Below are 12,261 nucleotides of genomic sequence, written 5' to 3'. Positions count from 1 at the left end.
GGGGGCGCAAAACCCGCAAGGGACAAAGCCCGCCATACTCGACGCGCCGAATGTGCCGGTCGACAAGGCGCTTGAGCCGATCGTCGAGCGCGGCGGCAAGTTGCACGCGGAGGGCGAAGCCGGCTTCCGCTAAGCAATTCCAGGAAAAGTGCGCAGCGGGTTTCCGTCCGGAATTGCGCGCGCAACAGAAAGCGTTCCGGAAAAGGCGGCGTTTTTTCGTTCTGGGATTGCGTAAGAATCGCGCTTAGACCACAGTCGCCCATATCATTGAATCGAACCAATCCGCTCGGAGGAGCAAAAATGCGGCTTTTGATACTCGGTACCGGCTGGATGGCGCAGGAACATGCCCGCCGTTTCAGCGCCATCGATGGCGTCGACATCGTCGGCGCCGTCGATGTCGATCCGGCCCGCGTCGGCGAATTCGCCGACAGCTTCAAGATCCCCACCCGCTTCACTTCGCTGGAGGAGGCGCTGAAATGGGGCGAATTCGATGCCGTCGCCAATGTTACGCCGGACCGCATCCACCACCCGACCACCATGGCGCTGATCGCCGCCGGCAAGCCGGTGCTGTGCGAGAAGCCGCTGGCCGAGAACTTCGGCAAGGCAAGCGAGATGGCGGATGCGGCTGAAGCCGCCGGCATCGTCAACATGGTGAACCTCACCTACCGCAATGTCGCCCCCTTGCAGAAGGCGCGCGCCATGGTGCAGGCCGGCGAGATCGGCACGGTGCGCCATGTCGAGGCGTCCTACCTGCAGAGCTGGCTGGTGTCGAAATTCTGGGGCGACTGGCGCACCGATCCGAAATGGCTGTGGCGCCTGTCGCGCGGCCACGGCTCGAACGGCGTGCTGGGCGATGTCGGCATCCACATCCTCGATTTCGCCAGCTATGGCGCGGCGCTCGACATCGACCATGTCTTCTGCCGCCTGCGCGCCTTCGACAAGGCGCCGGGCAATCGCATCGGCGAATACGGGCTCGACGCCAATGACAGCTTCGCCATGACGCTGGATTTCTCCAACGGCGCTTTCGGCGTGGTGCACGCCAGCCGCTGGGCGAGCGGGCATATGAACGAGTTGAGGCTGCGCATCTACGGCGACAAGGGCGGCATCGAGGTGGTGCACAATCTCGACGGCTCGCTGCTCAAGGCCTGCGTTGGCGACAATGTCGAGAACGCCAGATGGGAGGCGCTCGACGCCGGCACGGTGCCGACCAATTACCAGCGCTTCGTCGATGCGGTGAAGAGCGGCGTCCAGCCCGAGCCGTCCTTCCGCCACGCCGCCGAATTGCAGAAGGTGCTGGATCTCTCAGTGGTATCCGACGAGAAGCGCGCCGAACTGAGAGCGCACGCGGACACGCAGTGAGGGTCGAACAGCCGGTCACCGCCGGCAGGAAAGTCGAAACATTCGTGCCTGGGATCGCAAGGACGTCGTCCCTTGTCGCAAGGACCGGTCAGCGTTTCCAGAAATCGCGGTGCGGCGCGATCAATTCGTCGGCGATTTCGGGGAAGGGGCCAAAGACCTCGATCTTCTTCTGGCCGGAATCGAGCACGGTGCGCGAAGAAAGGCTCATCGTCGGGTTCTCCGCGTGATCCCCGGTGAGCGCCAGGAGTTCGGCCTCCTCGAAGCCGTAGACCAGCCGGCCGATGTTCGCCCAATAGAGCGTGCCCGTGCACATCGCGCAGGGCTCGCCGGTTGAGACCAGCGTGCATTGCCAGAGGAACTCCGGCTCGTAGGCCTCGGCAGCGCGGCGCGCGAGCTCGGTCTCGGCATGGCGCACCGTGTTGAGATTGCCCTGCCGCATCAGCACGCGATCATCGGGCCCCACGAGCACGCAGCCGAACGGATGATGCCCATGCGCCGCCGCCTCGCGCGCGACGGCGTCGGCGGATCGCAGATGGGCAAACATTTGATCGCGGGTCATGGCAATACCCCATCATGCCGACATCCAGCCGATGAGCGGCTGTTGGGTCGAGATTGCTGCTAAGGGTCACGATTGGCAAGAGCTAACCGCGGCCCGACAGGCCTCACAAGGGCCGCCGCGCTCCGTGGCAGGTGAGGCGCAAGCGTCCTTCCGCCGCGCCGCCGAACTCAATAAGGTGCCGATCTGTGCTGTCCCGGACAAGGCAGGGGCGGAGCTGAAAGGAGCGGTCATGATCACTCGTCGCGCGGAATGCTCCTGCGGCCAGCTTTCAGCCGTCTGCTCGGGCGAGATCGTTCGCATTTCCGTTTGCCACTGCCTGGACTGCAAACGGCGCACCGGCAGCGCCTTCAGCTGCAATGTCCGCTTCAAGGAAGGTGACGTATCGATCCAGGGACGGGCGGCGGACTTTACCCGCATCGGCGAGCAGGGCGGCCGCGTCAGCTACAGCTTTTGCCCTGATTGCGGCACCACCGTCCACTACCGGATCGACACCCAGCCCGGCGTGATCGCGATTCCGGTGGGCGCCTTCGCCGACCCGTCCTTCCCGCCGCCGTTCCAGTCCTTCTATCACGACAGCCGGCGCTGTGAGTGGGTGGAGATTAGCGCCGAGCCTCTGGCGAAAATCGGCTGACTTCTGGCGAGCGTTCTTCGCGCCGCTATTGCCCTGCCCGATAAATTGTCACCGCGGCCGCCACCAGGGCCGCATTGCCGGCCGCGATGCCGCCGTCCGGCAATTCCTTCCCGTCCTCCAGCCCGACGCGGGTCGAAAGCTTCCGCGCTGCCGCCCGCTCGACGAACGGCCACACCGTCGCATTCTCGCCATGCAGCAGGATCGAGCGTCGGATGCCGGCGCGCTCCAGCACCTTCTCGATGCCGTCGGCGACGGCGAAAGCCTCGTCCAGTGCCTGCTCGGAAATCTCGATCAACACGCGCAGCACGCGTCCGCCATGGTCGAGACTGATCAGCCGCTCGGCGTCGGCGATAGAGGCCAGGCCCGCCTCGATGCCGATGCCGCGCTGGCGCAGGCTTTCCATCACGACAGGCGCCGCCGTCTCGCTGAGATTGACCGAGGCATAGTCCGGCAGCTCATGCCAGCCGGCGATGGCGACCAGCGTGCGCAGGTCGCCCTTCTCGATCCAGGCGCCGGTGGAAACGCCGATCAGCGTGCCCGGACAGGCGCGGCGCAGCGCCAGCACGGTGCGGTCCATTGCTGCCGGCGCGAGGCTCTCCAGTCGGTCGGCGCCGCGCGCGTGGACATGCAGGTCGGCAGCACCCGCCGCAACCGAAGCCGCGCCGTCGCGCGCCATGGCGTCGGCGTCGAGCGGCAGTGCGGGATGGAAATCGGCGGAACGGGCGCCATTGATGCAGGCCTGGACGATCATGGCTGGCAATCCGGTTGCAATGCCAGTCTAGCGCAGGGCGGGGTCAGCGGGAACGGCAGTAATGAAAGCGCTACAGGGTGATCCCGGCGGCGCCGCGACTTTTCGCGCCCCCAGCCCCGCCGAGCCTTACCTGCTCCTTCCGTAACCTCTCCTTCATCCGCGCCAACGCCGGCGCGCCATCCGCCGCGAATTCCCTGGCAATTCGAGCCAGGCTCTCGTCCGCCTTGCGATATTTGCTGCCCCAGGCGCCGAGCGTCGCCAGCACCGGCAGCAGGTCGATGCCGGCCTCCGTCAGCCGGTAGATCGCCTTCAGCCCGTGCGTCGGGTCTTCGCTGCGGGTGAGGATGCCTTCGTCCTGCAACGTCTGCAGCCGCTCGGCGAGCGTGCGCGACGAGATGCCCTCGTCAGATTGCAGGAACTCGCGAAAATGCTTTTTCCCGGCGAAGACCAGGTCGCGGATGATGAGCAGCGTCCAGCGGTCGCCTAGCAGTTCGAGCGAGAGGCTGATCGGACAGCCGGACCTTTCCCTGGTCGACATTGATTTGCTTCCATTTGTAAATCACTTTACAATTGACATCATTCGTTCCTTCGCGTCAACTGGTTCCAAAAGTAAACCGTATGTGAGCAACGCGAAGAGGACCGCGCAATGAAAAAGCTGATCCTGCAAATGCAGATGTCGGTCGACGGCTTCGTCGGCGCCGATGAGGACCATCGCTGGCAGCTTTGGGAATGGGGCGACGACAGCGACTGGGACGATGCGCTGAAGCAGGACTTCAACGCTGTGTTCGAAACCGTCGACACCATCCTGCTCAGCCGCAAGATGGCCGAGGAGGGCTATCTCACCCACTGGGGCAATGCGGCGAGGAAATTCCCGAAGGACCGTTTCTACGCCTTCGCCCAGCGCATCGTCGAAGCGCAGAAAGTGGTGTTGAGCGACAGGCTGAGGACTTCGCGATGGGAGCGCACGCGGGTCGCCAGCGGCGACCTGCCGCGCGAGGTCAATGCGTTGAAGGTGGGCGAGGGTGGCAACATCGCCGTCTTCGGCGGCGCCGGCTTCGCCTCGGCGCTGATCGCCGCCAGGCTGGTCGACGAGTTCCAGTTCTTCATCAACCCGGCGGTGCTGGGCAGCGGCCGCCGCATATTCGATCAGGGCGGCTTCGCCAGGCTGAAGCTCATAGGCTCGAAGGCCTATGCCTGCGGCATGGTGGTGAACCGCTACGCGCCGACCGGGCGCGCGACCTGAATCAGGCCGGCAGCACGCCGTCGCAACGGCTTGTTCGCCCGCCACTTTCCCGCATCGTCGTTGGCCGCGGCCGTGAAGCACCGGGCCTCGTGCGACGTCAGGCCGATGAGCACGCGCCCGGCATAGGCGGCGGGCTCGTCCCTGACTGTATCAAACACCGCCCAGCTATGATGGGGCGGCTCCTGCACCGCTACAAACCTCATTCGAGCCCCCGCTCTCAGAAGAAGATGCTAATATAGCAGGAACTTTCCGGCGACCCTGTGACGGAGGCCACACAGGCAAGACTGTTCACCGATATTTTTCTGACCGGAGGAAAATCCGCCGGTCCGCGGCATGCACTGTGCCCGCCTTCAATGCCCGGCTTGATCGGCATCCGTCAGCGTGCCGAGGAAGGCGACGATGTCGTCGATCTCGGCGTCGGTTAGCGCCGGCCTGTCGCCTGGTTTCCTGCCGTTGAAAGGCGGATCCGTGTTGAGGTTTCCCCGGTAAGCCCTTGGCAGATCGTCATATTGGTTGATCGTGCCGTCGGCGCTCTTTGGATACCAGCGGCCCGGATCCGTGTCGCGGCTGGCGTAGAAGGCGACGGCATCGCGCAACGTGTGGAAACAGCCGTTGTGGAAGAAGCTCTTTCGCAACGCCACGTTGCGCAGGGTCGGCGTCTTGAACAGGCCGCAATATTCAGCGTGTCCCTTGAGGTCGGTGCGCAGCGGGCCGCACAGGCCGAGATCGACATAGGCCGGATCGGCATTGGCCGGGATCGCTGCGTTGCGCGGCACGCCGATGGCGATCAGCCCGTAATCGGTGAACTGCGGCGGCTCGCCTTTGTTGCTGGGCCGGCTCAGATGACAGCTGGCGCAATTGCCCTTGGCTTCGTCCTCGAACACGGCACGGCCGCGCAGTTCCTGCGCCGAGAGTGTCGCCTTGCCGGCGAGGAAAGCGTCGTAGCGGCTGGAATAGGGGTAGAAATCGGCGCTGCTCTGCTCGAACGTGCCGAGCGCTTCGGCGGCGGCATCGAAGGCGTCGCCCGGCCGCTCGAACACGCCGTCGCCGAACGCCGCCTGGAACTCCTGCGCATAGGCCGCCTTGCGCAACGCCGCCACAACCGCGCCCTCATCCTTGTTGGCCATCTCGAAGGGCGAGAGCAGGGGGATCTTCGCCTGCTCCTGGCCGCGATCGGCGCGGCCGTCCCAGGTCAGTCCGCCGGTCGGACCGTTGTCGACGCTCTCGTCGCCCTCATCCTCGGAATCGTAAAAGTGCTCGGTGAAGGCGGGCGCCGCCTGCAGGTAGCGCAGCGATGGCACCGCGCGCAGGCCCGGCCGGTCGAGATTGGGCCCGCCCATCTCGACCGGTGCCGCCGAGGCCGGCCCGAAGGCGTGGTTGGGATCATGGCAGGAGGAGCAGGCCTGCTTGCCCGAGGCCGACAGCGACGGATCGAAGAACATTTTCCGGCCGAGCGCCGTCAGCGCCTGCGCTCGCGCGAAAGCCTCCGCGCGCGACAGCGGGCCGGGATGGGTGCTGCCCGCGGTGGTCGCCGGTAAGGCGAAGCCGAACATCGCCGCCGTGGCGATCGCGATTGTCAGGCCTTTCCATCGTCTTGTCGGCATAGGCATGGTCCGGTTTGCGCCGGGGCTAGGTGCCCAGTGCAACGGATTGATGACCGGTCGCGAAGCTCAGCAACCGTGTTCGCGGGGAGAATGTCACAAAAGTGACAGTGGCGCTCGATCTGACGCGCTGAGGGCGTGAAGGAAGGAAGCCCGTTACGCCGCTTCCCCTGCAGAACAGATGAATCAATCCGGCAGGATGCGCAGCTATCGGATTGTTTTGCCTAGAGTTGGGAGCGCGCCGGCGCTCACTCCGCCTCATCCACCCAGATCAGCCGCAGCAGCCGCAGCAGCGTTGCGCGCTCCTTGCTGGTCAGCCGATGCAGGAAGCGGTCCTCGTGCAGGCGCACCTGACGCCGCCAGGCCGGCATCGCGGCCTTGGCCGCCTCGGTCAGCCGAAGCTCCTGCACGCGCCGATCCTTGGCATGGTCGTCGCGCTCGATCAGGCCGCGCTCCTCGAGTTCGGCCAGCAGCGGCGCCATGTTGGCGCTCTTCATGGCGAGCAGCCGGCAAAGCCCGGCGGCGCGGATGCCCGGCCGTTCGTCGATCAGCGCCAGCATGGCGTAGGTGACGGGGCGCAATTCCGCTTCCGCCATCTCGATGGCGAAATCGTTGAGCGCCAGCGCCGAGGCGCGCCGCAGATTGTAGCCGATCTGCGCGTCGAGCGCGTCCTCGGCGAGGTCGTTGCCGGTTTCGTCCATGTCCGATCGATTGCCGCGATCCGGCCCCTTGTCAAGACAAAAATACTATGCGACATAGCGAAGATAAAAGCTATGTAGCATAGCGATATCGGAGGAGTTGACCATGGCAGAGGAAATCGAAGATACCGTCGCTTTCGATGTCGAGGGCGGCATCGCCTGGGTCCGCTTCAACCGGCCGGCCAAGCGCAATTCGATGAGCCCGGCGCTCAACCGGCGCATGATGCAGGTGCTCGACGAACTTGAATTCCGCGACGATGTCGGCGTTCTCGTGCTCTCCGGCGAAGGCGCCGCCTGGTCGGCCGGCATGGACCTCAAGGAATATTTCCGTGAGACCGAGGCGAAGGGCCAGGGCGCCGTGCGTAAGGCTCAAGCCGAGGCCTATGGCTGGTGGCGGCGGCTGCGCTGGTATCGCGTGCCGACCATCGCCATGGTCAATGGCTGGTGCTTCGGCGGCGGCTATGGCCCGCTGTTTGCCTGCGATCTCGCCTTCGCCGCCGACGAGGCGCAGTTTGCGCTCTCCGAGATCAACTGGGGCATCCTGCCCGGCGGCGGCGCCACCAAGGTGGTGGTCGATCTCTTGTCTATGCGCGACGCTATGTATCATGCACTGACCGGCGAACTGATCGACGGCAGGAAGGCGGCGGCCTGGAAGCTGGTCAATGAAAGCCACCCGCTGGAAGGTCTCAAGGCGCGTGTCGCCGAGGTGGCCGGGATCCTGTTGAAGAAGAACCCGGTCGCGCTCAAGGCCACCAAGGACGCCATCCGCCGCGTCGCCGAGATGACCTACGACAATGCCGAGGACTATCTGGTGCGGGCGCAGGAGGCGGCGAATTCCTTCGACAATGAAGGCCGCAAGGAAGGCATCCGCCAGTTCATCGACGAAAAGAGCTACAAGCCCGGCCTCGGCGCCTACGACAAGGCGAGATGATCCGGTCGATGTGACCTGACACCGGCCGGCGATCGATGCCGGCTGGCACCCGATACGGCGCGTGACACGGGAGGAGATCGCAATGCCGGCATGGACGACACCGGACCCCATTGCCCTGCATGCCCGCGCGCAGCCGGACCGCCTTGCTTGCGTCGACCTGGCGTCCGGACGCCGCTGGACCTACGCCGCGCTCGACGACGCCATCCAGCGCGCGGTCGCGGTGCTCGAAAACCATGGCGTAGGGCAGGGGCAGCGGGTCGCCGCGCTGGCCCGCAACAGCGCTGACCTCGTCATCCTGCAGCAGGCGGCGATGCGCCTCGGCGCCGTCTTCGTGCCGGTCAACTGGCGGCTCGCCGCGCCCGAGCGGCAGGCGATCCTGGCCGATTGCGATCCCGCGCTTCTGGTCCACGACACCGGGCTCGATGTGGCGCCGCCTACCGGCTGCGCGCCGCTCGACGTCGCGCGCTTCCAGGCGGCCGTGGAAGAGGCCGAGCCAGCGCCGCGTCGCCCTTTGCCGGAAGTAGACCGGCCGTCGATCATCCTCTACACGTCAGGCACGTCGGGCCAACCGAAGGGCGTCATCGTCACCGAGGCCAATGCCTTCGCCACCGCGGTCAATTTCGGCGTCATCGGCCGCGTCGGCCATGACAGCGTCGTCCTCTGCGACGCGCCGATGTTCCATGTCATCGGCCTGATCACCAATCTGCGCCCGGTGCTGCTCAAGGGGGGCACCGTGCTGGTCTCCTCCGGCTTCGAGCCCGGCGTCACCAACGGCCGGCTCGCCGACTCGGCGCTCGGCGTCACCCATTATTTCTGCGTGCCGCAAATGGCGAGGATGCTGCGCGAACATGCCGGCTTTGAGCCTGCGCGCTGGACATCGCTTGTGGCGCTCTTCACCGGCGGTGCGCCGAACCCTGCCGCCGACATAACGTGGTGGCTCAAGCAGGGCGTGCCGATGGTCGACGGTTTTGGCATGACCGAGGCCGGCACCGTGCTCGGCATGCCGCTGGAGGCCGAGCGTATCGCCGCCAAGGCGGGCTCGGCCGGCCTGCCGGCACCAATGGTCTCGCTGCGCATCGTCGATGATGCCGGCAACGAAGTCGCACCGGGGGAGGCGGGCGAGATCTGGCTCGCCGGCCCCAACATCACGCCGGGCTACTGGAACCGACCGGAGGAGACGGCGCGCGCCTTCAGCGCGGGCGGCTGGTTCCGCACCGGCGACATGGCGAAGCGCGACGAAGACGGCTTCGTCACTTTGGTCGACCGCCGCAAGGACATGTTCATCTCCGGCGGCGAGAACGTCTTCCCGGCCGAGGTCGAGATGGCGCTGCTTGCCCATACCGATGTCGCCGAGGTGGCGGTGATCGGTGTCGCCGACGAGCGCTGGGGCGAGGTCGGCCGCGCCTTTGTGGTGCTGAAACCCGGCCGCATGCTCGACCCGGCGGCCCTCGCCAGCCACTGCGCCGCGCGCATCGCCCGCTACAAGGTGCCAAAGGAATTCTTGGCCATGGAAGCCCTGCCGCGCACGGCATCGGGCAAGATCCAGAAGCATCTGCTGCGCAGGTGGGGTAAGTCGGGTTGAGGCCGCTGTGAAGGTCTACTCGATCAGCAGCAAGCCCCGCTTTTTGTCGCCATCGCTGTCGACGGTGTCCATGGCCGAGAACAGGCGTTCACGCTCAACCAGCCAGGGCTTGTAGCGCTCGTTGACATCGAGCACGAAAACCATGTCTTCGGCTTCCAGATACCCTCCGATTGGAGAAAAATGGCCGCTGCCGGCGCCGAAAATCTTCTCGCGTGTGAAGTTGATGATGTAGCGGCGGTTCGGATCGTTGGCGCGCTTCAAGTGCTCGCGGAACTCTTCGGCGCTCAGGTTGCGCAGCACCGAGACTTTCCGGCTGGTTTTCGTTCGAGCGACCTCGGCAACCTCGTCCAACGTGAGCCCGACGATGCAAAAACCTGTCCAGCATTTGCCGGTGCCCTCAAGCACTTCGGCCTCGGTCGTCTCTTCTTCGCCGATCGAGCGGAATGTGTTGGCGACGCTTGCAGGCCCGCATCGCGAGCTGTTCGATTGCCAGTCGAGGTCGGCCTTGAACGAGGCGGCCACCGGCAGCTTCCAGGCGCTGTCGATCAATGCCGGGGTGCGGATAACCGACGACTGGATAGCGTCCTGCGAGACGGCGGATTGACCGATAGTCAAAAGCGCGCCGCCGCCGAGCAGGCCAACGCCGGCAATGCCTGCAATCAGAGCGAAAGCGAGACCGCGCTTCATTGCCGAACCTCGAGACAGTGCAGCATCAGGACAATGCAACAAGGTGTTGCAGCCTAGCGGAACCAGAGACATCAGTCGATGTTGCGACGTCGGCCCCTCGCGTACCATATAGCGGGGCAGGGCGTGCGCCGCGGCGGCTGCGCCCTCGATTTTTGGCGTGCCGCCGGCCGAAAGGGATACCGCGATGAGTGAGCTCAAGGTGAGGACCCGCGTCACCGGCGCAACCGCTGTCCTGCAGCCGGGCAGCCTGCCGGTCGTCACCACGCCGACCGGCGGCACGGTCGATGTCGTCACCGGCGTCAGCGCGCCGGGCTTCAACCCGCTCGACCTGGTCTATGCCTCGCTCGCCGCTTGCATGGTGATCAGCGCCCGCATCGCTGCCATGCGTCTCGGCGTGGCTGCGCAGCTCGGCGAGGTGCGCGCCGAGGTCGGCGGCGAGAAGGCGGCGGACGAGCCGTCCCGCGTCGTCCGCTTCAACATCAGGCTCGATATTTCAGGCGATCTCGACACGGCGACCAAGCAGCGCATCGTCGAGGACGCAGAGGCGATATGCACCGTCTCCAACACGCTGCGCGCAACGCCAGAATTGCACACGACGCTTCGGTGAGGCGACCGTTCCCATGGCCATGATCCCGCCCATCGACTATTCGACGGCGTCGCAAGAAATCCGAGCCGAGCACGACAGGGAGCTCAGCCTGCGCGGCCGCATGACCAACATGAAGCGCATCCTGCTCCATTCGCCGGCCGCCCATCGCATCTATGCCGAATGGTTCACGCTGCGCGATCTGCTCAAGCCCGCGCTCGACGACCGCGCCATCTGGTTGTTGTCGCACGCGATCTCCGAGACCTGCCGCGCCGAGATCCCCGTCACCTTCTTCCGCCGCGCGCTGATCGATTCCGGCTTCGATCCGGAGGCGATCGAGCCGACCGCCGACGAGGCGTTGCTGATAAAGTTCGGCAAGGCGGTCGCAGCCGATGCCAATGCTGTTCCGGAGGAAGTCTGGGCCGCGCTCAAGGCGCGCTACGATGACACGCTCTTGGTCAACCTCGTCGCCTTCGCCGGCATCATGGTGGCGACCTGCCTGTTCACCAATGCGGTACGGGTGGATCTCGATCCGGAGCTGGAGGGGTATCGCAAGCGGTGAAAGCGCGATCTCCCACAGGAGAGAAGGGAGAGCCCACCTCCGCAGGAATCGGGTGGCCGCCACCTTTCACCCGCCCCACCTTGATCCCATCAAAGGAGGCACCAGTGACCATCCATTCGATAAGCTCGCATCGTAAAATCCGCTCTGCCGAAGCGCGCGTCGCAGCCCAGGACTGGCGCACTCTGACCGGTGAACTGAACGCCCATGGCTGTGCCGTCATGCCCGCGCTTCTCGCCGCCGACAAATGCGCCGAAATCGCCGCGCTCTATCCGCATGAAGAGCATTTCCGCAGCCATGTGGTGATGGCGCGCCACGGTTTCGGCATGGGCGAGTACCGCTATTTCCGATATCCGCTCCCCGATCTGATCGAAGGCCTGCGCACCGCGCTCTATCCGCGGCTGGCCACCGTCGCCAACGACTGGCACGAGAAGATGGGGGTGGCGCTGCGCTATCCCGGCGACCACGCCGCCTTCCTGAAGCGCTGCCATGACGAGGGCCAAACGAAGCCGACGCCGCTCCTGCTGCAATACGGCCCTGGCGACTTCAACTGCCTGCACCAGGACCTCTACGGCGCGCTCGCCTTTCCGTTGCAGGTTGCGGTCCTGTTGTCCGAGCCAGGCGAGGATTTTAAAGGCGGCGAATTCGTGCTCACCGAACAGCGCCCGCGCATGCAGAGCCGCGCCGAGGTGGTACCACTGAGGCGAGGCGACGCGGTGATCTTCGCCGTCCACAATCGGCCGGTGCAAGGCAAGAAGGGGCACTATCGCGTGAACCTGCGCCACGGCGTCAGCCGCTTGCGCTCGGGGCAACGGCATACGGTCGGGATCATCTTCCACGACGCGAAATAAAGACGGGGCGCCGAAGCTGCTGATCTCCCCCCACGAGGCAGGGGAATCGCATATGGCTTTTTGGGACTTGAAGTTGGGCTGAGAAGGGATTCTGTGAGGAGGCAGTCTTAACGAGGGAGAGACTGCCATTTCGAGCCTTGAAAGCTATTTCGGCGCCGTGCCTGACCCCCGCGCTGGTAACGCCACGCATCGGCTTGGCGATCTGATCGTGATGATGATCGCGGCA

At 65.3% G+C, this 12,261-nt stretch carries 15 protein-coding genes and 1 pseudogene; 9 read left to right on the top strand and 7 right to left on the bottom strand.

From position 1 onward, the window contains the following. Together EN780_RS16210 and EN780_RS16205 are read left to right on the top strand one after the other, a co-directional pair. Positions 1-133: pseudogene (locus EN780_RS16210) on the top strand (trehalose utilization protein ThuA); the annotation flags it as partial. A gap of 167 nt (positions 134-300) precedes the next feature. Then, on the top strand, positions 301-1,359 hold the full coding sequence (locus EN780_RS16205) for a Gfo/Idh/MocA family oxidoreductase (protein ID WP_128274695.1): 1,059 nt from the start codon (positions 301-303) through the stop codon (positions 1,357-1,359). Between the two features lie 88 nt (positions 1,360-1,447). On the opposite strand, the gene EN780_RS16200 is transcribed toward EN780_RS16205, so the two are convergent. Beyond that, positions 1,448-1,918, bottom strand: coding sequence for a nucleoside deaminase (locus tag EN780_RS16200; protein ID WP_127391953.1), 471 nt, complete (start codon positions 1,916-1,918; stop codon positions 1,448-1,450). On the opposite strand from EN780_RS16200, the gene EN780_RS40660 reads away from it, so the two are divergent. Continuing rightward, positions 1,917-2,549, top strand: a complete 633-nt coding sequence (locus EN780_RS40660; protein ID WP_245493443.1) for a GFA family protein — start codon at positions 1,917-1,919, stop codon at positions 2,547-2,549. The genes EN780_RS16200 and EN780_RS40660 overlap by 2 nt on opposite strands. A 25-nt stretch (positions 2,550-2,574) precedes the next feature. On the opposite strand, the gene EN780_RS16190 is transcribed toward EN780_RS40660, so the two are convergent. Both EN780_RS16190 and EN780_RS16185 read right to left on the bottom strand, forming a co-directional pair. After that, the gene (locus EN780_RS16190) at positions 2,575-3,300 is read right to left on the bottom strand and encodes a 3-keto-5-aminohexanoate cleavage protein (RefSeq protein ID WP_127391952.1); all 726 of its coding nucleotides are present in this window, start codon (positions 3,298-3,300) and stop codon (positions 2,575-2,577) included. 70 nt (positions 3,301-3,370) lie between these two features. Then, entirely contained in the window at positions 3,371-3,838 is a 468-nt protein-coding gene (locus EN780_RS16185; protein ID WP_127391951.1) for a helix-turn-helix domain-containing protein, read from the bottom strand. Positions 3,839-3,946: 108 nt separating this feature from the next. On the opposite strand from EN780_RS16185, the gene EN780_RS16180 reads away from it, so the two are divergent. Next, positions 3,947-4,543: a dihydrofolate reductase family protein gene (locus EN780_RS16180; protein ID WP_127391950.1), complete on the top strand. Its 597-nt coding sequence runs from the start codon at positions 3,947-3,949 to the stop codon at positions 4,541-4,543. Here the strand turns inward: EN780_RS16180 and EN780_RS16175 are convergent. From EN780_RS16175 to EN780_RS16165, 3 genes are all read right to left on the bottom strand, one after another. Then, positions 4,516-4,746 (bottom strand): hypothetical protein, encoded by a 231-nt coding sequence (locus EN780_RS16175; RefSeq protein WP_127391949.1) that lies wholly within the window; start codon positions 4,744-4,746, stop codon positions 4,516-4,518. The genes EN780_RS16180 and EN780_RS16175 overlap by 28 nt on opposite strands. A gap of 147 nt (positions 4,747-4,893) precedes the next feature. Then, positions 4,894-6,096 (bottom strand): cytochrome-c peroxidase, encoded by a 1,203-nt coding sequence (locus tag EN780_RS16170; protein WP_245478320.1) that lies wholly within the window; start codon positions 6,094-6,096, stop codon positions 4,894-4,896. Between the two features lie 296 nt (positions 6,097-6,392). Continuing rightward, positions 6,393-6,845, bottom strand: a complete 453-nt coding sequence (locus EN780_RS16165; RefSeq protein WP_127284962.1) for a MarR family transcriptional regulator — start codon at positions 6,843-6,845, stop codon at positions 6,393-6,395. A gap of 103 nt (positions 6,846-6,948) precedes the next feature. Between EN780_RS16165 and EN780_RS16160 the strand changes: the two genes are divergently transcribed. Both EN780_RS16160 and EN780_RS16155 read left to right on the top strand, forming a co-directional pair. Then, on the top strand, positions 6,949-7,773 hold the full coding sequence (locus tag EN780_RS16160; protein ID WP_127284963.1) for a p-hydroxycinnamoyl CoA hydratase/lyase: 825 nt from the start codon (positions 6,949-6,951) through the stop codon (positions 7,771-7,773). 82 nt (positions 7,774-7,855) lie between these two features. Next, positions 7,856-9,355: an AMP-binding protein gene (locus tag EN780_RS16155; protein WP_128274694.1), complete on the top strand. Its 1,500-nt coding sequence runs from the start codon at positions 7,856-7,858 to the stop codon at positions 9,353-9,355. 15 nt (positions 9,356-9,370) lie between these two features. Here EN780_RS16155 and EN780_RS16150 read toward each other — a convergent pair whose 3' ends face one another. After that, positions 9,371-10,042 (bottom strand): phytochelatin synthase family protein, encoded by a 672-nt coding sequence (locus tag EN780_RS16150; protein ID WP_128274696.1) that lies wholly within the window; start codon positions 10,040-10,042, stop codon positions 9,371-9,373. Between the two features lie 184 nt (positions 10,043-10,226). Here EN780_RS16150 and EN780_RS16145 point away from each other — a divergent pair, with 184 nt between their 5' ends. The 3 genes from EN780_RS16145 to EN780_RS16135 all read left to right on the top strand — a co-directional run bounded on the left by EN780_RS16145 (position 10,227) and on the right by EN780_RS16135 (position 12,035). Beyond that, on the top strand, positions 10,227-10,649 hold the full coding sequence (locus EN780_RS16145) for an OsmC family protein (protein WP_128274693.1): 423 nt from the start codon (positions 10,227-10,229) through the stop codon (positions 10,647-10,649). 13 nt (positions 10,650-10,662) lie between these two features. Then, a complete protein-coding gene (locus EN780_RS16140) occupies positions 10,663-11,187 on the top strand; it encodes a hypothetical protein (RefSeq protein ID WP_127310615.1) in 525 nt (174 codons plus the stop codon). A 104-nt stretch (positions 11,188-11,291) separates the two neighbouring features. Beyond that, positions 11,292-12,035 carry a 2OG-Fe(II) oxygenase gene (locus EN780_RS16135; protein WP_128274692.1) on the top strand — a complete coding sequence of 248 codons (744 nt, stop codon included), beginning with the start codon at positions 11,292-11,294 and terminating at the stop codon, positions 12,033-12,035. Positions 12,036-12,261: the final 226 nt, after the last annotated feature.

This window comes from Mesorhizobium sp. M4B.F.Ca.ET.089.01.1.1, from assembly GCF_004022605.1.
GTDB classification, from domain to species: domain Bacteria; phylum Pseudomonadota; class Alphaproteobacteria; order Rhizobiales; family Rhizobiaceae; genus Mesorhizobium; species Mesorhizobium abyssinicae.
This window is presented reverse-complemented; position numbering and strand designations above follow the sequence as displayed.